This window comes from Actinomadura oligospora ATCC 43269 (assembly GCF_000518265.1).
Classification (GTDB): Bacteria; Actinomycetota; Actinomycetes; order Streptosporangiales; family Streptosporangiaceae; genus Spirillospora; species Spirillospora oligospora.
The window spans coordinates 463,130-484,586 of the sequence record NZ_JADG01000003.1 but is presented as its reverse complement, the minus strand read 5'-3'; the positions used below and the strand labels follow the sequence as shown (position 1 = coordinate 484,586).

At 68.8% G+C, this 21,457-nt stretch carries 13 protein-coding genes and 1 pseudogene; 10 read left to right on the top strand and 4 right to left on the bottom strand.

Going from position 1 to position 21,457, the window contains the following annotated elements; genetic code table 11:
* Positions 1-5 precede the first annotated feature (5 nt).
* From P696_RS0101845 to P696_RS0101820, 6 genes are all read left to right on the top strand, one after another.
* Positions 6-941: a metal ABC transporter substrate-binding protein gene (locus P696_RS0101845; protein WP_026410992.1), complete on the top strand. Its 936-nt coding sequence runs from the start codon at positions 6-8 to the stop codon at positions 939-941.
* 3 nt (positions 942-944) lie between these two features.
* Complete coding sequence (locus P696_RS0101840; protein WP_026410991.1) at positions 945-1,691, top strand: metal ABC transporter ATP-binding protein; 747 nt, start codon at positions 945-947, stop codon at positions 1,689-1,691.
* The gene (locus tag P696_RS42605) at positions 1,688-2,557 is read left to right on the top strand and encodes a metal ABC transporter permease (protein ID WP_245627466.1); all 870 of its coding nucleotides are present in this window, start codon (positions 1,688-1,690) and stop codon (positions 2,555-2,557) included. The genes P696_RS0101840 and P696_RS42605 overlap by 4 nt, the downstream gene beginning before the upstream one ends.
* Positions 2,554-3,339 (top strand): metal ABC transporter permease, encoded by a 786-nt coding sequence (locus P696_RS0101830; RefSeq protein WP_026410990.1) that lies wholly within the window; start codon positions 2,554-2,556, stop codon positions 3,337-3,339. Before P696_RS42605 ends, P696_RS0101830 begins: the two co-directional genes overlap by 4 nt.
* Entirely contained in the window at positions 3,336-4,040 is a 705-nt protein-coding gene (locus tag P696_RS42600; protein WP_026410989.1) for a GTP-binding protein, read from the top strand. The genes P696_RS0101830 and P696_RS42600 overlap by 4 nt, the downstream gene beginning before the upstream one ends.
* A 577-nt stretch (positions 4,041-4,617) precedes the next feature.
* Complete coding sequence (locus tag P696_RS0101820; protein ID WP_026410988.1) at positions 4,618-4,839, top strand: hypothetical protein; 222 nt, start codon at positions 4,618-4,620, stop codon at positions 4,837-4,839.
* A gap of 75 nt (positions 4,840-4,914) precedes the next feature.
* Here the strand turns inward: P696_RS0101820 and P696_RS0101815 are convergent, their stop codons facing one another.
* On the bottom strand, positions 4,915-6,861 hold the full coding sequence (locus tag P696_RS0101815) for a PhoX family protein (protein WP_026410987.1): 1,947 nt from the start codon (positions 6,859-6,861) through the stop codon (positions 4,915-4,917).
* Between the two features lie 178 nt (positions 6,862-7,039).
* On the opposite strand from P696_RS0101815, the gene P696_RS42595 reads away from it, so the two are divergent.
* From P696_RS42595 to P696_RS57210, 3 genes and pseudogenes are all read left to right on the top strand, one after another.
* On the top strand, positions 7,040-7,909 hold the full coding sequence (locus P696_RS42595; RefSeq protein ID WP_157429462.1) for a bifunctional UDP-sugar hydrolase/5'-nucleotidase: 870 nt from the start codon (positions 7,040-7,042) through the stop codon (positions 7,907-7,909).
* A gap of 32 nt (positions 7,910-7,941) precedes the next feature.
* Positions 7,942-8,238 (top strand): hypothetical protein, encoded by a 297-nt coding sequence (locus P696_RS51910; protein ID WP_051466580.1) that lies wholly within the window; start codon positions 7,942-7,944, stop codon positions 8,236-8,238.
* Positions 8,239-8,298: 60 nt separating this feature from the next.
* Positions 8,299-8,589: pseudogene (locus P696_RS57210) on the top strand (dCTP deaminase); the annotation flags it as partial.
* 323 nt (positions 8,590-8,912) lie between these two features.
* On the opposite strand, the gene P696_RS58630 reads toward P696_RS57210, so the two are convergent.
* Complete coding sequence (locus P696_RS58630) at positions 8,913-15,899, bottom strand: LamG-like jellyroll fold domain-containing protein (RefSeq protein ID WP_026410986.1); 6,987 nt, start codon at positions 15,897-15,899, stop codon at positions 8,913-8,915.
* A gap of 1,085 nt (positions 15,900-16,984) precedes the next feature.
* Between P696_RS58630 and P696_RS0101795 the strand changes: the two genes are divergently transcribed.
* The gene (locus P696_RS0101795; protein ID WP_211245578.1) at positions 16,985-18,247 is read left to right on the top strand and encodes an HNH endonuclease; all 1,263 of its coding nucleotides are present in this window, start codon (positions 16,985-16,987) and stop codon (positions 18,245-18,247) included.
* A gap of 246 nt (positions 18,248-18,493) precedes the next feature.
* Here P696_RS0101795 and P696_RS0101790 read toward each other — a convergent pair whose 3' ends face one another.
* Positions 18,494-19,705, bottom strand: a complete 1,212-nt coding sequence (locus P696_RS0101790; protein WP_026410984.1) for a hypothetical protein — start codon at positions 19,703-19,705, stop codon at positions 18,494-18,496.
* A gap of 1,006 nt (positions 19,706-20,711) precedes the next feature.
* Complete coding sequence (locus tag P696_RS0101780) at positions 20,712-21,167, bottom strand: hypothetical protein (RefSeq protein WP_026410983.1); 456 nt, start codon at positions 21,165-21,167, stop codon at positions 20,712-20,714.
* Between the last annotated feature and the right edge of the window lie 290 nt (positions 21,168-21,457).

Here is a 21,457-nt window from a genome sequence, read left to right as displayed (position 1 = left end):
CCCTCATGACCCCCCGCGTGACCCTCGCGGCCGCCCTCTCGCTCGTACTCGCCGCTTCTGCCTGCGGCGGAGGCGCCGACGACGCCACGGCGTCCACGTCCAGCGGTAAGAAGCTGAAGGTCGTCGCGACGACCACCCAGGTCGCCGACTTCGCCCGCAACGTCGGCGGCGACAGGATCGAACTGACCCAGCTGCTCAAACCGAACGTCGACCCGCACGACTACGAGCCCTCGCCCGCCGACATCCAGGCCCTGGCGACCGCGGACGTCGTCGTGAAGAGCGGAGTCGGCCTGGAGCGGTGGCTCGACCAGGCCGTCTCCTCCTCCGGGTTCCACGGCACCACCGTCGACGCCAGCCGGGGCGTCACGCTGCGGGCGGGCAACGGCGAGGAGGAGAAGGGCGGCGACCCGCACATCTGGCACAACCCCCAGAACGCGAAGATCATGACGAAGGACATCGCGACCGCGTTCGAGACCGCCGACCCCACCGACAGGGCCGTCTTCGAGACGAACCTGAGCGCCTACACCGGCAAGCTGGACAAGCTCGACACCTGGATCGCCGGGCAGATCGACGCGATCCCGGTCGCCGACCGCAAGCTCGTCACCAACCACGACGCGTTCGGCTACTACCTCGACCGGTACAGGCTCTCCTTCGTCGGCTCGATCATTCCCAGCTTCGACACGAGCGCCGAACTGTCGGCCAGGTCCCTCACCGACCTGGTGGCGAAGATCAAGCAGACCGGGGTGAAGGCGATCTTCTCCGAGTCCTCGCTGCCGCCCAAGACCGCCCAGGCGATCGGGCGGCAGGCCGGGGTGAAGGTCGAGGCGGGCGAGGACTCCCTGTACGGCGACACCCTCGGCCCGCAGGGTTCTGCCGGGGCGACCTACCTGGAGATGGAACGCCACAACACCACCGTCATCGTCACCGCGCTGAAGGGCTGAGCGGTGAGTGTCCTCGAACTCGACATGGTCAGCGTCGCCTACGGTGCCGTGCCCGCTCTGGAGCACATCGACGGCCGGGTGGAGGAGGGCGAGGCCGTCGCGTTGATCGGCCCCAACGGCGCGGGGAAGTCCACACTGATCCGCGCGATCCTCGAGCTCGTCCCGCTCGCCGCCGGGACGATCACCGTGCTCGGAGCCACCCCCGCCAGGGCCCGCCGCGACGTCGCCTACGTTCCGCAGGCCGACACCCTTGACCCGCAGTTCCCCATCTCGGTCGGCGAGGTCGTCCTGATGGGCCGCTACCGGCGGATCGGCTGGCTGCGCCGCCCCAAGGCCGCCGACCGGACGGCCGCGCGGGAGGCGCTGGAGCGGGTGGGCCTGGCCGACCGCGCCCGCGATCGGTTCGGGACGCTGTCGGGTGGGCAGCGGCAGCGGGTCCTGCTCGCCCGCGCCATCGCGGCCGAGCCCCGGCTGCTGCTGCTCGACGAGCCGTTCAACGGGGTCGACGCCGTCAGCGAGCAGGCCCTGCTCGACGCCATCGCCGCCCTCAAGTCCGACGGCGCCGCCGTGGTGATCTCCACCCACGACCTCGCCATGGCCCATCTGACCTGCGATGAGGTGTGCCTTCTGAATCGGCGCCAGTTCGGCTTCGGCCCCACCGACGCCACTCTCACACCCGACAATCTGCGCGCCACCTACGGCGGGCACGCCCTGGAGCTGCGGGGCGACCAGGTGGTCGTGACGTCGTGATCGAACCGTTCACGCTGCCGTTCATGCAGCGCGCGCTCATCGAGCTGCTGATCCTCGGCGCGCTCGCCGGGACCGTCGGGGTCCTCGTCCTGCTGCGGCGGATGGCGTTCATGACCGACGCGCTCACCCACACCGTCTTCCCTGGTGTCGTCCTCGGATTCGATCTCGCCGGACAGGACGGCATCTTCTGGGGCGCGCTGGTCGCCGCCGCCCTCACCGCGGTGCTGCTCACCGCGCTGACCCGGCACCGGGCGGTCTCCTCCGACACCGCCCTGGCCGTGCTGCTGACCACGTTCTTCGCCCTCGGCGTCGTCATCGTCTCCCGGCGCTCCGGCTACACCGCCGACCTGACGGCGTTCCTGTTCGGCCGGATCCTCACCGTCGCCCCCGCCCAGCTCGCCCAGACCGGCTGGGTCGCCGCCCTGGTGATCGGAACGCTGGCGGTGCTGCGACGCCCGCTGCTGGCGGCCACCTTCGACCCCGAGGGAGCACGGGCCGCCGGATACCGGGTGGACGTCCTCGACCTGGTCGTCAATCTGCTGGTGGCGCTCGTCGTCGTCGCGTCCGTCCGCGCGGTCGGGACGATCCTGGTGATCGCACTGCTGATCGTCCCGGCCGCCGCCGCCCGGATCCTGTCCGCCCGGCTCGCCCTCATCATCCCCGTCGCCGCGGCCCTCGGCGCGCTCGCGGGCTGGGCCGGCCTGGCGATCAGCTACGACGCCTCACTGCACCACGGGCTGCGGCTGGCCTCCGGTGGAACGGTCGTCCTCACCCTCGTCGCGTTCTACGCGGTCGCGCTCGTCACCGCCAAGACCGTCCCCGCGCTACGTTCCCTTCGCCGCCGCGCTCCGGTGCGGGCGTCGTGACGGCGCTTCAGCGGGCCACCGTCGAGGCTCTCCTGGTCGGCGCGGCGGGCGGGCTGATCAGCGTCCAGCTGCTGCTGCGGCGGCTGGCGTTCTTCACCCTCGCCATGACCCACGCGACCTTTCCCGGTGTCGTCCTCGCCGCGCTGCTGGGAGCCGATCTCTACCTCGGCGGCGCGGCCTTCGGCGTCCTGCTCGTCCTCGCGATCGCCTGGCTGACCCGCAGGCCCGGTCACGACTCCAGCACCGCGATCGGGATCGTCCTGTCCGGCGGGTTCGCCCTCGGCGTCGTCCTGCTGTCGGCCCGCGACGGGTTCACCAAAGACCCGTCGGCCTACACCGTCGGCCAGATCCTCGTCGTCGACTCCCGCGACCTGACCGCGTCCGCCCTCGTCGCCGCGCTGGTGCTGGTCCTGACCGACGCCGCCGGGCGGCAGCTGACCTTTCAGGCGTTCGACCCCGACGCGTACGCCGCAGCCGGATTCCGCGCCGCCCGCACCGACGTGCTGTTCCTCGCCGCCGTCCAGGCCGTCATCCTCATCGCCGTCCCCGCCGTCGGCACCATTCTGGCCGTCGCCCTCCTGGTCGGCCCCGCCGCCACCGCCCGCCTCTGGACCGCCCGCCTTCCCCTCATGACATGCCTTGCCTGCGTCCTCGGCGCCGCATCCGGCCTCGCCGGAATCACCCTGTCCGCCCACCACGACATCGCCGCCGGCGGCGCCATCACCCTTGCCACCGGCGCTCTGTTCACCATCTCTCTACTGCTCAGGAGAACCACCGCATGACCGATCCCCGCGTACCGGTGACCGTGCTCACCGGGTTCCTCGGCTCGGGCAAGACCACCCTGCTCAACCGGATCCTCACCGAGGAACACGGCCGCCGCATCGCCGTCATCGAGAACGAGTTCGGCGAGATCGGCATCGACGACGCCCTCGTCCTGGAGGCCGAAGAAGAGATCTTCGAGATGAACAACGGCTGCATCTGCTGCACCGTCCGCGGCGACCTCACCATCGCCCTCACCCCCAACGGCCGCTGGATCTGCTCCGGCAACCAGGACGCCAGCATCCACATCTGGCGCACCCGAGACGCCCACGAACTCACCATGGACGGTTACCCCGAGAAAGTCACCCACCTCGCCTTCGACCCCACCGGCCGATGGCTCGCCGCCAACGGCGCCCCGGACATCACCGTCTGGGACTTCGCGGGCAAAGGCCCCGCCGGCACCACCCCCCGCGTGCTCCGCACCCATGACACCATCACCGGCATCGCCTGGCACCCCGGCGCCGGCGGCCTTCTCGCCACCACCGGCACCGAAGGCACCCTCGCCCTCTGGCGCCCCGGCCGAGGCCTCCCCGGCAAAATCCAACGCCCCCTCACCACCCACCCCACGGGCGAAGCCCCCACCACACTCCGCTGGACGTCACCCACCACACTGGTCACCACCACCAGAGACGGAACCATCACCCAGCTCGATGGACTCGCCTAATGCGCTACTAACTTCAGGTGTGGAAGAAGTTGCAGGTAGAAGGTCGATTCTGGTTACCCGATTCGTCCGGCACGGATCCCCATCGACGGATGGCGGCATTTCCGGTTCGCCGTGGTCGCTCGGTGGTCGCTCGGCAGCTACCCCACGATCCACCGCACCCGCTTGACCCACGCCATCCCACACGCCGCACTGCGCCACAACGCGCCCGCAGGGGTCATCCGGGCTCCGACGTGCCGGAAATCGCGCGGCCCCGCGCGTCCGGCCACATGAACGCACGTCGCCCCGCCAGGACGTCATGTCCAAACGGCGGGCCAATGGGTTCACGGATGGCCTGGTCACTCCGTGTGCACTTCGCCTGGCTCAGCGGCATCAGTGCGCGCCACCGAGATCAGTGGTGTGTTCGACCCAGCTCTGCGGGCTGCGGCAGCGTCCAAGACTTGCGCGCGCACGCGATGCGCCTTCGCCACCGAGCCGCCACCGTCTTATGCCCCGCGCAAGGCGGTGTGGGGTGCGTGCCGGCAGCAAGGATCCAGAGCGGACGCGGGGGCCGGCTACCACCGGCTGGTGCGCCGTCTGGATGGGACGGCCCCGTGGCGGGGACGCGCTGGAGTCGCATGGGCTCCTGGTGGCGGTCGGCCAGGCCATGCGGCAGTCCTCGGCTACCAGTGGGCCGATCACGTCGGTCTCCGCGCACCTGCTCTACGTGCAGGCCGTGCGGGCGGTGACGTGCGTGGTGGCCGACTTCGTCGTGCTGATCGGTGTCGAGGACATCGAGGTCGACACTGGGTGGGGAGGTTGAGATCGGGTTCCTCGACGCGTTCGCCGTGATGAACTGCCGGTGACCGGGAGCGTTCTCCCGGTCACCGGTGAAGGATCAGGTGCCGATGACGCCGCCGTCCTCACGGCGGATCGCGATGGTGGCGGAACGGGCGCGGCCGGCCGGGTCGAAATCGGGCCAGTTACTGACCGCGCGGGGGTTGTCCGGGGTCGGAGCGCCCCAGCTGGCGCTGGCCTCGCCGGGGTGCTGGATGTTGATGAACAGTGTGCGCTGGTCCGGTGTGATGGTGAATCCGGTGATCTCGCAGCCTCGGGGTCCTACGAGGAAGCGGCGGATGTCGCCGGTGCGGGGGTCGGCGGCCAGCAGGGCGCAGTTGGCGATGTGGTCGTAGCCCTTGCTCGGCATGTTCTGCGAGGAGTTGGAGATGTCGGTCTCGATCCAGAGCCGGCCCGCCTTGTCGAAGCCGAGGCCGTCGGGGGAGCCGAAGATGTTGTCCGGGCCGAGCTTGACCTGCGGGTCGTAGGCCGGGTCGCCGGCGAGGACGAAGATGTCCCAGTCGAAGGTCAGCGCGGTGTTGTCGCCGTGCTTCTCGCGCCAGCGGATGATGTGGCCGTACCGGTTGGGCTTGCGCGGGTTGATCTTGCCGCCGTTGCCGACGCCGTTGGTGAGGGAGAGGTAGACGTCCTGGTTGGTCGGGTTGACCGCCGCCCACTCGGCCCGGTCGAGCTTGGTGGCGCCCAGCGCGTCGGCGGCGGTGCGGGTGCGGAGCAGGACGTCCGCCTGGTCCTTCCAGCCGTTCGCCGCGGTGAGCGGGCCCTTGCCGAAGGTCAGGGGCAGCCAGGTGCCCGAGCCGTCGTCGTTGAACTTGGCGACGTAGAGCGTGCCGTGGTCGAGGGGGCTCTTGCCGCGCGCCTTCAGCTTGCGCCACGGCTCGCTGCTGACGTACTTGTAGACGTACTCGCCGTCCTGGTCGTCGCCGGTGTAGACGACCACGCGGCCGCGCGACTCGGTGACGGTGGCGCTCTCGTGCTTGAAGCGGCCGAGGGCGGTGCGCTTCGTCGGCGTCGACCTGGGGTTGAACGGGTCGATCTCCACGACCCAGCCGAACCGGTTGGCCTCGTTCGGGTTGACGGCGATGTCGAAGCGCGGGTCGGCCAGGTGGTAGTTGTAGCCGCCGCCCTCCTTCACCACGCCGTAGCGCTTCTGCTCCGCGTCCGGGGTCCAGGAGGCGTCGGTGGTGCCGAAGTAGTTGTTCCAGTTCTCTTCGCAGGTGACGTACGTGCCCCACGGGGTGTAGCCGCTGGAGCAGTTGTTGATGGTGCCCTTGGCGGGGCCCTTGGCCTTCAGCGCGGGGTGGTCGGCCCTGACCGGGCCGGAGAAGTCCACCGGGGTGTTGCCGGTGACGCGGCGGTTGTACTTGGAGTCGGCGGGCTGCCAGCGGTCGCCGTGCTTGGAGATCTTGATGACGCTGACGCCGTGCGCGGCCATCCCCTTGTCGACCTTCGCCTGGGTCATCGTGGCGCTGCCGTCGGGGTAGAGCAGTGTGGTGTCCACGTATTCGTGGTTGACGGCCAGCAGCCCGGTGTTGCCGTCGTGGCCGAGCGGGAAGTAGTGCATGCCGTCGTGGTGCATGCCGATCTGCTGTTCCTGCTCGGCGGCGGTGTTGGAGGCGTCCTTCTTCCATGCCGGGCCGCCGGAGCGCAGCGGTGTGCCCCACGGGATCAGCACCTGGGCGGTGTAACCCTCAGGCACCGACACCGCGTCGGCCGTGCTGGTCGGCACCGCCTTGAAGCCGAGCAGCGAGCGGTGCTTGCCCGCGCTGGCGGCCCGGTCGCCTCCCGCGCCGGCGGCCTTGGTGGCGGCGTCGGCGGTGCCGTTCATCGCCGTACCGAAGAAGCCCGCGGCCGCGACGACGCCACCGCTTCGCAGGATCCCCCGGCGGGTCAGGCGCCGCTCAAGAACGTCCTGGAACGCCTCGTTCTCTGACGGATTGGAACTGTGGTCGTCGTGGTCGACGCGGGAGCCCACAAATGCTTCGGACATGGTGTGACCTCGTTCGATACGGAGTCAGGGCACGGCGGTCGCCGCGCTGGTTCTGCGACAGTGTGCCGAGATCGAGCCGTCCACAAGGCGGACCACAGGTGAACAACCAGGCATTTCACCCAATTCGCCCGCGTCGGTCGGCTGCCGTTCACCCTGCCTTCGCCCCACCGTCACCGTGGTGGTCGCGCGTGAGCAGCGTGACTGCGGCGACTTCTTCGAAGGCAGCGGCTACTACGTGCTCGGGGGAGGCGCCATCGAGGCTGCGCTGCTGGCGGGCTTGTACGACGTGATCGCGCCGGGCAACCACGGCTACGCCCAACACGTTCGGTGCCCGGAGCTGCGGGAGATCACCGTGTGCTCCAACGTCACCGGCCCGGACGGGGAGTCGATCTGGCCGCCGCTGGTTCTGGCGGAGATCGGCGAGCGCAGGGTCGCAGTGACCGCCGTGCTCGGTGTCGAGGCGTTCACTTCGATACCACCCGCCGACCGGATCGGCCATCAGATCGATGATCCTGCCGTCGCGCTGCGGCGACTGCATCGCCGTTGGTCGGGGCGGGTCGACTGCTGGATCGTGCTCAGCCATGCGGGGTTCGCCCACGACCTTGCGCTGGCCCACGCCTGCCCATTCGCCGACGTCATCTTCGCCGGCCACTGCCACGATCCCCGCACTGGCCCGGACAGGACGGCGGGCGGCGCGGTGGTCAGAGGCGCGGAGCTTGCCGTCGGATATGCCCTCGCCCGCCCCGGCGCTCACGGCTGGAGCTGCGCGGTCGAGCGTTTCCCCACAACAGCGACCGGTCTACTGCGCGAAGTACCGACGAGCGTCAGCCGCGCCGTCACCACCGCCGCAATGCTGCGGGAGCAGCTGAATGAGGTGCTCGGACCGCTCGATCGGCGTTTCGCGGACCGCACGCCCGACCGGCGCGAGGTCCTAGACCTGCTCGCCGCGGTCGCGCTCGCCATCACCGGCGCGCAGGTGGTGATGCTGAATCACTCCAGCCTGCGTGAAGCCCCGCTGCGCACGACCTGCATGCCGGGGACCTGCTGACCTGGGAGCCCTTCGGCAACACCCTGACCCGCGTGACGACCAACGACGCACCGGCAATCGCGGCACTCCTCACCCGCCGGGCAGGGCCACTCACCTACCGTCCCCAACCGCTCCCACCCCCGGACCACACGGCCACCGTCACCGAGTACCTGAACGCCACCCACCTCAACCCCATCCACACCGACAACGTCGACCCGAAGGAGGCCCGCCGCATCGGTGTGAACGGCCTCGCGCCCTCGCGCGAGTCACCCGTGCACGTTCGCGACCTGCTAAGGCATGTCCTGCTCGGTCACCCGCTGCCCTGGTCTGCCGAGGGAGCGGTCCTGTGATCCTCACCGGACCCGAGATCGCCGCCGCCGCCTCAGACGGGCGGGTGCGAATCAACCCCGTTCACCGCAGCCCAGGTCAACCCCAACAGCTACAACGTCCGGCTCGGAGACACCCTCATGGTCTACACCGGATCGGTCATCGACGCTCACCAGCCCAACCCACCCCGGTGCCTGCGGATCGGCCCGAGCGGTCTGGTCCTGACACCGGGCGAGCTGTACCTGGGCCACACCCTTGAACAAGTCGGCTCCGACACCTACGTGCCGCTGCTGTTCGGCCGTTCCTCGGTCGGGCGGCTCGGCCTGTTCGTCGAGATCACCGCGCCGATCGACTCCTACGGTCCCCACGAATAGCCCGGCCCCCGTCGCCATCCCTGTCGGTCCGACCACGGTTGAACGTCGAGACCCGATGCCCGCCAGCCACCAGCACCGATACAACCTCTCGGCCCAGGAACCACGTACCGCCGAGAACCAGGACATCCATAGCCACATCATGCCTCGGCCGCATCCCGTCACCGAGGGACTGTACGCGGGGAGCTGCTGGCCCGCCTCGGCCGACGGCCGGAGGCGCGCCGCCTGGAGCTGGCGGCCCGGCTCTGCGTCAACCAGCGCGAACGCTCTGTGCTGCTGCGCAAGGCGTCCGCGCTGGGTTGACCGTCTTCGGGTACCGGGTGGGATCAGAGCGGGATGCCGTAGTAGGCGGCCAGGATGGCGGTGATGTCGTCGGTGTAGGCGGTGAGGGTGGGGAAGTTGGCGGTGAGGGCCGTGCTGGTGGCGGTGGCGAGGTCGGTGGCGGTGGTGGTGGCCGAGACGGCGCGAAGGTAGGGCTGCAGGCGCTGGACGAGGGCATGGTCGCTGGCCATGTTGAGCGAGGCCATCGCCTGCTGGCGGGAAGGCTGTCCGGAGGAGACAGGCGGCAGGACCCGGCTGACGAAGGTGACGCGGTGCATGATCCGCCAGCACGGGGGCTTGCGGTCGGCCTGCCGGGCCTGGCGCAGTGCGATGGCGCCGGGGTCGGAGCTCTGCAGCCACTGCGGGTCGATGACCTTGCCGAAGAAGTCGTCGTAGTTGTCGGCGCTGGTGTCGAGGTAGAAGCTCATGAAGCGGTAGGCGTCCACCCTGCCGGGAACCAGGACGGGCCGGCCACTGGCGTCGAGCTGCGGGTTGCCGCCGGTGTACTGCTGGAGATCCCGGTTGGGCTGGCAGTTGACGTTGAGGCTGAAGGTGCGGGCGGACTGCTTGGTCTTGGTACGGGTCTGGGTGTAGCCGCCGCCGAAGGTGACGTCGATTCCGCCTTTCATGCCGAAGAAGCCCGCCAGCTCGTACTCGAACTGGCCGCCGACGGTGAAGCTGCCGTAGAAGGAGGAGTTCCCGGCGGTCGTCTGGGTGACCTGGTCGGTGGTCGAGACCGTCTCGGAGAACAGGCCGCCGGAAGCGGTCCAGACGTAGGTGTTGACCAGGTTGCGGCGGGATCCGGATCTGCTGGCGGCACGGGCGTCGGCGGAGCCGGTGGTGTCGCGGTCGGTGGCGGACTGTACACCGGCGCCGGTTCCGCCGAACATGCCGTTCAGCACCTTCTGGGCCTGCGCGGTCACCGGGTTGGCGGTGTTGGGATCGGTGAGAGTGGAGTCGTAGAACGCCTGGAGCTGGAGTTCCTCGCGCTGGATGCGGCGCTTGAGAGCGTACGCCTCGCGGGGGCGGTAGTAGGAGAACTCGCCCTTGGTGCCGTCGGCCGCGTTGGGGTAGTCGGGGTCGGCGAAGTTCTTGTTGTCACCGGTGAACCCGACGACCCCGTCGAGCGTGCCCTGTTTGGTGTAACCAGGGTTGATCTTGAACGTGATGATGTTCCAGTCCGGCGGGATGTCGGGGTTGGGGGTCATCCGGTAGGCGACGAGAGCACCGCTGTGGGCCAGCCTCAGCGCGTAGAGGTCGGCGGTCTCGGACTGGACGATGGCGAAGCCGCTGTTGGTCGGCACCCAGCGCCGTCCGGCGGTGGCGTTGACCTGCTTGGCAGGATCGCTGTCCTCCCAGTAACCGCCGAGGGACACCGCGCTGGTGCGGGTGGTGGCGGCCCCCTGGGACACATTGGTCTCGTTGCTCCAGCCGTTGGTGTACTTCAGCTCGAAACCTGCCTTGTAGCCACCCTTCATCGTGCTGACAGGTTCGGAGGTGCCAACGCCCCCGGGGGCCGTGACGGCGTATTTTCTCTGTATCAGATTGAACTCGAAGTTGCCCTTGACCGAGATGTCGAAGCTCTCGGCCCTGGTGGCGGCCAGGGTGTTGGTGACGTTGTCGGCCTGGACGAAGCTGATGTTGGACTTGTCGTTGTAGTCGGACGCGGTGCCGTAGATCAGGTTCTCCGAGGGCACCGGCGGCGCACCCTCGATGAAGCCGATGAGCTGAGGCGCGAACTGGGCCTGGGCCACCCAGGTGGTGGTCAGGTCGCCGACCTTGAAGCCGGTGCGCAGTACCCAGGAACCCGCGCGCAGGTAGGAGTAGCAGCGCTTCATCACGCCGATCGTGACGCCCTGGGAGTCGCGCTGCATGTCGGCGTACTCCGAAGCGGTTGGGGTGCTGCCGATCAGGGAGCTGAAGGGGGTACGCACGGTGGTCAGCGCGGAGCGGACCTGCGGGCTGTCGTCGGAGATCGGCGCCTCGGAGACGACGATGCCGGGGCTGGCGGCCGACGGCGTCAGGTTGTTGCCACGCAGGCCCTGGTCAGCGACGGTCGCGCCGGCGATCGTGGAGTCGGCGTCGAGCGGGTAGTAGGCCAGCAGGTCCGGGCGCTCACCGCGCAGGCGGCAGAACAGGTTGTCGAGGATCTGCTCCTGAGTGCGTTCGGTGCGCCAGATCCGGATCTCGTCCAAAACGCCGGTGAAGCCCTCGTTGAGGATGCCACTGGAGCTGGTAATTCCGCCGACGGTCAACTGGTTGCTCCCGTAGTCGGTCTTGACCAGCGGATCGCCGTTGTCGACAACGGCTGCCTTGATGACGGCGCCGTTCTGGTAGAGGGTGATGCGATTGCCCTTGGGGTCGGGGGTACGCACGCGCACGGCTCCGTGCACCGTGGCCGGGTAGGAGCCACAGCGGTCCGCGGTGGTGGCCCCCCGGGCTTCGGGGAAGGTCCACCAGGCGACCAACCCGGTGGCTTTGACGGGCACCGCCTTGCCCAGCTGCCCGACCTCACGAGCCGTGTTCCAGATTCGCACCTCGGACAGGGCGCCGCGCAGGCCGAAGGTGGTGCTGCCCACCCGATATCGGCCGATCTCGCAGCCATCGTCATTGCCCACCGGCTTGGCCGAGGTCCGGGAGGTGCCGACGCTCTTGTCCGAGATGTGCAGAGTGACGTCCGCACCCTTGCGAATCACCGCAACCTTGGTGAACGCACCGGCCTCGACCCGACTACTGCCCGACTTGACGACCTTCTGGGTGCCCGCGCCGCCAGAGCCCTCCTCCCAGGCGAAGGCGAGCTGGCCGTCTGCCTCGATGTACAGCGCGTAGGGCACGGCGGTGCCCGCCTTGCCGGATCCGATCGCGCCCTTGCTGACCAGCCCGTGGACCCGGCCGAGGGCGTCGAGCTTGACGAACGCCTCGATGGTCAGGTCGTCAAGGAGGTCGAGGCCCTGAGGTCCGCCTGCGCTCAGGTAATCGGTGCCGTCCAGCTGCATGGCCCAGTCCTGGTGGAAGGACATCGCGACGTGGCCCCACTGTCCGACGGGGAAGGTGTCGGCGCTGCGGACGAACTGGTCGCCCACCCCGGCGACCAGAGCATAGCCAAGCAGACCGGACTGTATGGGCGTAGGCGAGCCTTTCAGCACGCCGTCGTGGTGGTTGCCGGTGCGGTCGGCCGCGGAGCCGTTCTCGAAGTTCCAGTAGGCCAGCAGGCCAGGCTCCTCACCGCTGACCCGGGTGTTCATCAGTGCCTTGACGCCCTCGGCGCTGCGGCATCGTCCCCACACCCGGACCTCGTCGAGGTCGACTGAGGCGGGGGCACCTCGGTTCCAGAGCGCTGCCAGGATGGTCGTGCCGGTTACCGGATAGGGACCGGTGGGGCCCTGAGCGATCTGGGCACCGTCCCGGTATATCGTGACCTGTCCGTTGCTGACCGCGTACGAAACGGCCCAGTGATGCCAGCCACGGTCCTTGTAGGAATCGGTGCTCCGGACGCCTACCTGGCCCCAGTTGATGCCAATGGTGCCATCCTCCCGGAACCCCATGCTCATCCCAGAGTTGGTCGAGTCTCCCTGGGAGAACAGGGGGTCGGGCCGGTCGCCCGCGAGCACGCGCCTGACCCACATCTCTATGGTGAAGTCGGTGCCGGTCAGCGACAGGGTGTTGCCGCAGTCGACGTAATCGCCCTTGTCTCCGGTGCTGTTGAATTCCAGTGCGCTGTTCAGGAACGCGCTCTCCATCCCCATGGTGTACGACACCGGGGGAACGGACCCGGCGGGGGTTTGCGTTCCGCGAAGAGAGGCGTGCACGACTCTGGACCGTTCGGAGAGGAAGGCCGGGTTGGCCCATGCCTCCACGGTCAGATCCCCGGTGGAGACCGCGTTGGCCAGCCCGCTGGGTAGCGTGAGGTAATTGGTCTTGCCGTCGAAGTACAGCGCCCGGCCGGGGCTGCCGCCGCGCCAGCGAGGACTCAGCGCTGGGGCCACGTCGGCGGCCGTGCCGTCGGAAACCTGGGCGGTGGCCCCTCCGGTCCGCACACCGACGATGAGCGAGCCGCTCTCCAGCGATACTCCCGGGGCGTTGCTGGTGGCCTTTGTGACGTAGTCGTAGACGAGGGTACGGACCTCGCCGCCGCCCGGGACGGGCCGCCCCTCGTCGATCAGAGTGAGGGTGCTGGAGCCTGACGCGGCGTCAGCGGCCAGTCTGCACCGTACTCCCCCGATCGAGATGGCCGTACCCGCCGTGAGGGCGACCGTCAGCGGCGCGGTGAGCGGCACCGTCAGCCCCGTGGGCGGCAGCGCCGTCCCCAGCAGCGTGCCCAGGGGCGGGGAACCGTTCAGCACCGCGGCGAACGTCCCCGCAGTGCGCGGCACCGCCGCGAAGGTCTCGGTGACCGTGCCGCGGGTCACCTGCACCTGACACTGGTCAGGGGTGGCCCCGGGACTGACGGTGACCGAGAAGTCGGCGAGGGCGGCCGAGGTGTCACGAGCGACGATCTCCAGCTTCCCATCGGCGACGGTGACGCCCTTGACTGCCCGCGACACCGAGGTGGCGTAGTAGGCGGAGAAGAACTGCCCGTCGGCACCGCGGAAGTACAGCACGACATCGCCGGTCGAACTGTCCAGGAGCGAGGGGGTCTCGGCCGTCCAGGCGAAACCGAGCAGCGCGCCGTAGGCGCCCAGCCCCGAGCGGTCGGTGCTCACCAGTGGCATCGGCAGCACCACCTCGTTGCCGCCGCGCTGCACACGTGTCAGCGTGGCCAACGTCGCCTGCGCGGCAGCGACCGTCGCCTCATCCCTGCCGAGCCGCTGCTGCGCCGCGCGCATCGTGGCCAACTGGGCGTCCCGGGAGGCGATCTCGGTGCGCAACCACTTCTCGTAGGCGACCAGTGAGCCACGCACGCCGCCGAAAGCTTGATTGAGGCCCACAAGGTTGTTGCGGTTGAGCTCGCGATCGGCCTCGTTCCGCATCCCTTGCGTTTCCGGGATACGCGCTTCCAGCGCCCGGTCGGCATTCAGCTCGTCGCGGGCGGCGGCCAGGGCGTTCTGGGCGTCGATGATCTTCTGCTGCTCAGGGGTCGGGGCCGGCAGCGTGAGGGTCGTCAGGCTGATCTGCGACGGGATCTGGGAGATCCGTCCGTGACGGGTGATGCCGAAGTCGAGTGTGGCGATGTTGGGGCGGGGCGGCTGGCCCGACGTGGAGGTGTCGGCGACCGGGAACGCCAGAAGCAGTCGCGCCTGCCGCTTGTGCAGGGCCGGTTCGATGGTGTAGCCGCCGGTCTGTGGCTCCTGCTGGAAGTACAGGGCAGCGGTCAGCCCGGCGGTCAGCCGCTGGCGGGTGATGCCGAAGGTGTCGCGCGCCATTCCCGGTCCGTCGCCGATCGGCGCGTCCGAGGACACCCAGGTCGGGCTGCCGGAGAAGGTGGCATCCCGTACGTTACGGGTCGTGTCACGTGCCGTGCTGCCGGGTCCGTCGTCGAAACGGTAGTAGACCGCTAGCCCCTGCTCGATCCCCGTCAGCCGCCGTGAGCGGTCGGCGAAGCCGGACCGCGCGAAGTTCCAGACGCGCACCTCGTCCACGTCACCGGTGAAGAACCCAACCGCCGCACCTGCGGAGTCCCGCCCCGCACCGACCGTCACCCCCCACGAGGAGTCCGGAACGATCGACGACGGCCCCCCGCCCACCGAGACACCGTTGATGAACAGGTTCACGCCCCTCCCGTCGAAGGTGGCCGCGACGTGGGAGTAGGCGTTCATCGGGATCGTGCTGTTGGAGATCACCGACCAGGGCGTGCCGATCCGGGAGCCGACCAGTTTGCCCTGGCCGTCCAACCCCAGCTGGAACCCGTTGCCGGCCTGGTCCGAGGAGCAGACGAACGTGCCACCCGGGGCGGTCGGCCTGATCCACGCCTCCACGGTGTAGAGGCCGGTCGGTGTGGGCGGCTGACTCAGGGCAGGGCCGGAGACATAACTGCTCTTGGTCGCGTCGAACCGCAGGGCCGTACCCGCCCGGTCGGTGGTCGGTCGTACGGGGATCAGCGGGAGCTTGGTGTTGTAGTCGATGCCCGGCTCACGCTCCAGCACCGACGCCTGGTACTTCGGCTCCGGGCTGGTGTAGAGCTGCTTGCCCGCCAGGCTGAACAGCCCGTCCCCGCCGACCGGCAGGTTGAGGGACTCGACCCTGTCGGTGGCGGCGTTGTAGGCGAAGAACTGCCACCGTGACACGCCCGAGACGGCGGTGGGCAGCAGCGTCACGCAGTACGCCCCGCGCCGCATCCGAGGCATGAACCCCAGCTTCAGGGTCGGCTCGTAGAACGATCGCCCCTCCATGTCGGTGGTGCCCAGCGTGTCGCCACCCGGCGCGGGGACGAACTTGCTCCGGCTGCGCCGGTAGCGCGGCTCGATCACCGGCTTGAGCTCCGAGCCCACCAGCACGAACCGGTCACACAGCACCGAGCCGTCGACCACCGTCGCCCTCGTACCAGTGATCTTGGTCTGGTCGCCGGTCAGCGTGCCGTCCGCGAGCTGGAACACCGCGCTCGGATCCCCGGCCTCGATCGACTGCCGGAACACCAGGATGTACCGGCCCTCCGAGATCACCCGGATTGGCTCCGCCGCGGTCAGCCGCGCGGTGGTGGACATGAACGGATCGCGATCGACCGGTGCCAGCAGGTCGGGGATCGTCTCGACCGTCCCCCCGCGCTTCACCACCGGCATCGTCATCGTCATCGGCGGCAGCGTCGGCGCACCCGCATTCAGAGGTCTTATCTCCAGGATCTCGCCAGGGAAGGGCAACAGCGCAGGCTCGGCGTTCCAATACGCCACATCCAGCGGCCCCTTGGCTCGTTCCTCCAGGTCCAGGTTCAGCACGCTGTAGTAGATCCGCCGGTCCGCGTCCATCGCGAACGCCACCGTGGTCCCCTCATGACGAACCGTCGTGATGCTGACATATGTCCTGTCGCCATAGACCCGGTCCAGGTTCCTGTCGTACATCGCCGAACCCCTTCCCCCACGGTCATCGCCGATGACCGCCCGACGGATCGTCACAGTATGCAATTGTCTAGAGACAATGCGTGACGCACTAGCCTTGCATGATTTGATATCTCGCACAAGAAATGTGATATGGGACGTAAGAACCTATACAGAGGGTCTGCGGGTCCGAAATGATCGCCCGACAGAAGGCTCCGGGAGTGGGCGGACGCGCGCCTGGCGACGGCGGGAGTCAGCGCCGAGGCTCGGGCCGCCACTTCGGTCGCGTCGACCGTTCCGGTGTCCGGACAAGCTTCTCTCGGCGAGGACCGGGCGGCGCCGCAGAACGTCTCCAGAAACGGGTGAGGCCCCTTCCTCAACGCGAGGAAGGGGCCTCTGACCTTGGTGGGGTGTTCACGAGTGCTTTGACCTGCTGAGATGTGGGGGGCGGCTGATCGTTTCCCGATGGCTGTGAAGGGGCGGCGGGGGTCATAGGAGGTGTGTTCGGTCGTCGATGTGGTGGAGGGGTGGGTGGAGGAAGATCTCGGCTGAGGTTGGGCCGGAGGCGATGTTGAGGGTGGCGAGTCGGTAGTACCAGCCGTGTTCTGCGGGGAATCGGTAGTTGATCTGCCAGCGGAGAGTGTGGCGGTGGTGGCCAGCTGTTGCCGCCCGAACGCTGGCCGTGGCTCGTGCGACACCTGGTCAGCACAGTTGCGCCAACGACCGCGATCTAGGCGGCGAGACCCGCCCGACCAACGGCTCGGTTCCGCGCAGCCTGCACGACCCGGCCGACAAAGTTCGCCCGCCCCGCGCTCTCAGCTCGACAGGTGCATTTGCGCAGGGCCGAAGGAACACGGAGCCGCGAACAGCTACGGACCGATCTGATCACTCGGTGGATTCGGTAGAGCTGGCCTAATGAACAAGCGCGCTGCCCGCCGCTCCCCACAACCGTGTGCGTGCGTGGCGCGGGGATCTGGCATGAGCGGGTGGAGACCTGTGCATCCATTGACACGAGTACCCGCCTACCATGATTAGGTGGGGTTCGCCGATGGGGCACCACGTGGGCCATGTGTGGGCGGTAGTGATCCCCCCACCGACACGAACCCCCCATGACTGCTCGCGATTCTGTCGGTTGGTTCGTTGATACTGCGGGCATGACACAGCAGCCTGTGGACAGCTCCCTGGGGCGTTCCTTGTCGCTGAGCGCGCTGACCGATCCGGCGGCAGTACGGGCCGCGGCTGCCCGGCATGACGAGCTCGGTCTGGCCGATTTCCTCACCGAGTACGGATTCAAGCCTCCTGACCAGTATTGGGTGGTTGTCGAGGACCGGCTGTATCCAGCCAAGGCGCTGGCCGGTATCGCCATCGGATTCCAGCACCCAGGACACGGACCGCTGCCGCACACCCGATTCTCGGGCGGAGTGGTCGGGGCCAACCGGGCCCTGGAACGCGTCGGGTTCTCCGTCCTCGACAGCAGGCCCACCGCTGTCGAAGGGGAACTGCGCTGGCGGCTGGCGCTCTGGCGGCACCTGCAGGCGACAAGCGTCGACGGCCTGCTCACCCCGGCCACGCTGCGCGCGATGGGTGTCTATGGGGGCGCGCAGGGAATCTGGATCGACCTAAACCGGACCAAATCGATCGACCCAAACGGTGTGGCGGTGGCGGTGCTGCACACCGGAGCCCGGTACGCCGAGGACCTGGACGAGTCCGGCGTCATCTACCACTACCCCGATACCGCACGCGGCCCCGCCCGCGACGCGCGAGAGATCGCGGCGATGAAGGCGGCCAGCGAGCTGGGACTGCCGCTGTTCGTCATCACCTCCCCCACTCCCACCTCGGCGCAGCGGCGGGTACGGCTCGGTTGGATCACCGACGGTGACGACGACAACCGTGCCTTCCTGATCACCTTCGCCGAGACCGCCCCCAGCCGGGTGCAGTGGGACGACCACAGCGACGACGAACCATTCGCCGCGTTCGGCAACCGCTCCCGACGAGTCGGCCGCACCGTCCAGCACCGGCCCGACCAGCAGGCGTTCAAGTTCAAGGTGCTGCGCCGCTACGGCGCCCGCTGCCCGCTATCAGGGGTGACCGTTCCCCAGATGCTGGAGGCCGCGCACCTGATCCCCGACAGCCAGGGCGGCTCGTCCGACCCGCGTAACGGCCTGGTCCTCAACGCCGCCCTACACCGCGCCTTCGACGCCGGCCTGTTCGCCATCAACCCCGACACCCTCACCATCGAAACCCTCCCCGCCGGCCCCACCCTCCAAGACATGGGGATCCACACCCCCACTCTCACCGCGCTCCCCCACCGACCCGCTCCTGAAGCACTCCGATGGCGGTACCAGCAGTGGACCACCACCCCCACCTCCTGAGTCTGGCCCAGGCACACTCCATGTCCGCCGGAGACGTAGGCATCCGGATTGTCGGCCAGCCGTCGCGCTCGCCGCGACGGCTGGCCGCTGCCCCTGCACCACCTCGCCGCCCCTGTCGCCTGGTGGCGGCTCGACGAGGCGGCACTCCACGCAGCCGAGGCCCTCAAGGGAGGTACCAGCGTCGTCTTTCTGCCCTGGCGAGCCTGCCCAGCACGTGGGCGCGCATCCAGGCGTCTTGCGGGTGGGTTAGCGGACGTCGATGTAGTCGGCGGCGTTGACGGGCAGGTTGAGGGTGTCGCCGGCGAAGGCCGCGTGCCAGGTGCCGTCCTGCTTGGCGGTGAAGGTTCGGGTGAAGGCGCCGTGGGCGTCGGTGTGGACGGTGGCCATGCCGACCCACTTCTTCGATCCGCGCGCCTGGAAGTAGATCTTCACCGTGCGCTTGCCGAGGGCCTTGGCGCCGGGCGCGAGCAGCGTCCCACGCGCGGTGAGTCGGCGTCCCTTCCGCACCGGGTCGGGTTTGGCGGACAGCCGCAACCTCGTGGCGTACCGGACGTCCAGGTGCAGGTTGGCGGACACCGAGCCGGCCAGGTCGCCGCTCGGGTCGATCCGCGCGAACCATGTCCCGCGTTCGCCCGCCTTCGCTGTGTGGGCGATCGAGACGTCACCGTCGTGGCCGGTCCGGCCGGAGGTGATCAACCGGACCGGGCCACCGGAGTCGGGACGGAAGTACAGCTTGAACGGCTCGTCGGGCAGAGACAACGGCATGACGAGGTCGTACTGCGCGTTCGGGAAGCGCAGGACATTGGTGAACACCCGGAAGTTGAACGACCGTCCCGGAACAGGACGGCTCTGCGGCGCATCGAGCCAGATCGACGTCGGGTGGACGGCCTGGATCGGCGTCGGCGAGGTGGAGTTCGGCTGGTCGTACTCCAACGCGTCGGAGTACAGGGTCGCCGCCCAGCTCGCGCCGTCCCGAATCTGGATCTTGCCGGAGAACCCGCCGTCGGCCTCGACCCGCATGGCGACGAGGTTGTTGAGGGGCGAGTTCAGCGCTGCCACGCCGACCACAGCGGCAATCGGCTCCCATCCGGCGGACGTCAGCACCTCGGCATGCCCGGACACCGTCACCCAACTGCCCAACTTGGAGCTTGCGGGTAGCGGGTTCAGGCTGAGCCGTGTTGGACGCGGCGTGATCGTGAACTGGTAGTCGGCGCAGCCCTCGGCGTAGGTGTCGTCGTCGTCGCTGCAGGCGGTCAGCACCCGGTAGCCGGGATCGGTCATGGTGACGGTGAAGCGGCCGTCGGCGTCGGTGCTCGCCTCGTCCCGCGAGTAGTTACCCGCGAACACGCGGACCGTGTGCTCCGGCAACGGCGCCAGCGTCCCGTCCGCCTGCCGCCGCATCAACCTTCCCGACAGCGTGACCTGCCGGTGGTCGTAGTCCAGATGGTCGGTGCTCACCGCCGTCTCCACGATCTGCGTCGCAACACCCGACCGCGCCGGCGAGGCCAGGGCGGTACCGGATGCCAGCGAACCCACACCGACCGAAGTGACAGTGAGAACAACGCCAAAGCGGCGCACGCGCATGAAGGTCTCCTTGCAGGCCGCGCACGGTGACGCCACCGGCACGAGCGCGCGACGGCAGGACAGAATCTCAGAGACCACCACCACCCCCGCAAGATCAATAACGTGTCCGAACCCGGCCAATCTCCAGGAAGCCGACCGCACTACCCACACGCCACGATCGGTTTGCTGAACCACCAGTCGGGCTACCAGTCCGAGCGACCAGGCCGCGCAGCTCAGGGAGCATCTCCCCAAGAGCACATCGTCGGGCACAGGACGACGGTGGGCGGGGATTGATCCCCCGCCGACACGAACCCCCATCGACGGGGTGGGCGGCACATGCCGGGTCGCCACGGTCGCTCGATGGTCGCTCGGTGGTTTTGGTACGGCGTGGTGACAGGCGCCACGGGGCGGTACACAAAACGGGGCAACGCTGGACAGGGCAACACGTTGCGGCACGGCCACAGCCACCACGGGAGCGGCGGCGGTGACTTCTAATCTGCCGGTCGGGGGTTCGAGTCCCTCTGGGCGCGCCACCCACTGACCTGCCAAAACACCCGCGCAGACAAGATCAACTCCCGCTCGCCACGCCCCGGAACACGGCCGCGTCGGTGGGCTCGTCGGAGGCTGGTCTGCCCTCGGCCTGGTTGGCCGTGAGCTGCAGAAGGTGCTTCTTCGTACCGCTTCACCACCGGCAGCTTCCTGGGGGGTCAGGTTGGGTTTGGGGTGTCGTGGAGGGTGCGCAGGAGGGCGGATTCCTGAGCGGGGTCGCGGAAAGCTGTTGGGCCTTCTGTGAGCGGGTGGAGTACGGCGCGGGCGGCGGCGTGCGGGTCGGGCCACAGTGCGGCTTTCAGCGCCTCGGCGAACCAGCCGCGCATGGCGGCGGTTTCGTCTTCGTGGTCGCTCAGCCGGGAGTGAGCGGACCGGTCGTTGAGTGCTCTGGCTGACCGGCGGGAGTGGTCCAGCCAGGTGCGGACGTGCGTGCCGAGTTCGGAGCTGGGAGAACGATGACCGGCTCCCCGCGCTCGGCCGGGGCGATCGCCTCAGTTAGCCCCGGGGTGTCGGTCAGGTCGAGGACGGCGGCTAGACGCATCGTCTCCCCCGCGATGACCGCGCGGAGCAGATGCGGTGGGGCGGCTTCGAGGGCCGCGTTCATGGCCGGGTCAGTTGGGCCATGGGCCGACGAGGGCGCAGTGGCGCAGAACCACGGCTCGATCTGAGCGGAGAGGATTTCTCCGGTCAGGGCGTTCGGGTGCGGGACGACGCCGGTGAGCAGTCCTGCCAACAGGAAGGCCGGGATGTAGGGGCGGACGAGGTAATCGTCGTCGTCGGCCTCGGGGTCAAGGCCTGCTGCGCGCATCTTCCCGAGGAGTCGGTCGGGCTCGCTGCCCCAGCGCCGCTGGGGTCAGGTGGGTTCGAACCCGGTGACGAGTGTGCCGTCGATCGCGTGGCGGAAGTCGTGGTCGGCGTATTCGTTCCGCTGGACCGCGACGGCCTGGGCCCCGCGACAGCAGCTTCAGCGGCTCGGGCAGCGAGCCTTGACACCCGTCGGGCTCGTACAGCACCGTCCAGGCTCCAAGGTTCAGCGCGAATGCGAACTGCGGGTAGCCATCTTCGAAGGAGTAGTAGGCGTTCCATGCCTCTCTCAGC

Bases quoted from the DNA above. Each gene is read 5' to 3' on its own strand.
- P696_RS0101845 (WP_026410992.1), top strand. From the start codon at position 6: ATGACCCCCCGCGTGACCCTCGCGGCCGCCCTCTCGCTCGTACTCGCC.
- P696_RS42600 (WP_026410989.1), top strand. From the start codon at position 3,336: ATGACCGATCCCCGCGTACCGGTGACCGTGCTCACCGGGTTCCTCGGC.
- P696_RS0101820 (WP_026410988.1), top strand. From the start codon at position 4,618: ATGGGACGGCCCCGTGGCGGGGACGCGCTGGAGTCGCATGGGCTCCTG.
- P696_RS0101815 (WP_026410987.1), bottom strand. From the start codon at position 6,861: ATGTCCGAAGCATTTGTGGGCTCCCGCGTCGACCACGACGACCACAGT.
- P696_RS58630 (WP_026410986.1), bottom strand. From the start codon at position 15,899: ATGTACGACAGGAACCTGGACCGGGTCTATGGCGACAGGACATATGTC.
- P696_RS0101795 (WP_211245578.1), top strand. From the start codon at position 16,985: ATGACTGCTCGCGATTCTGTCGGTTGGTTCGTTGATACTGCGGGCATG.
- P696_RS0101780 (WP_026410983.1), bottom strand. From the start codon at position 21,167: ATGCGCGCAGCAGGCCTTGACCCCGAGGCCGACGACGACGATTACCTC.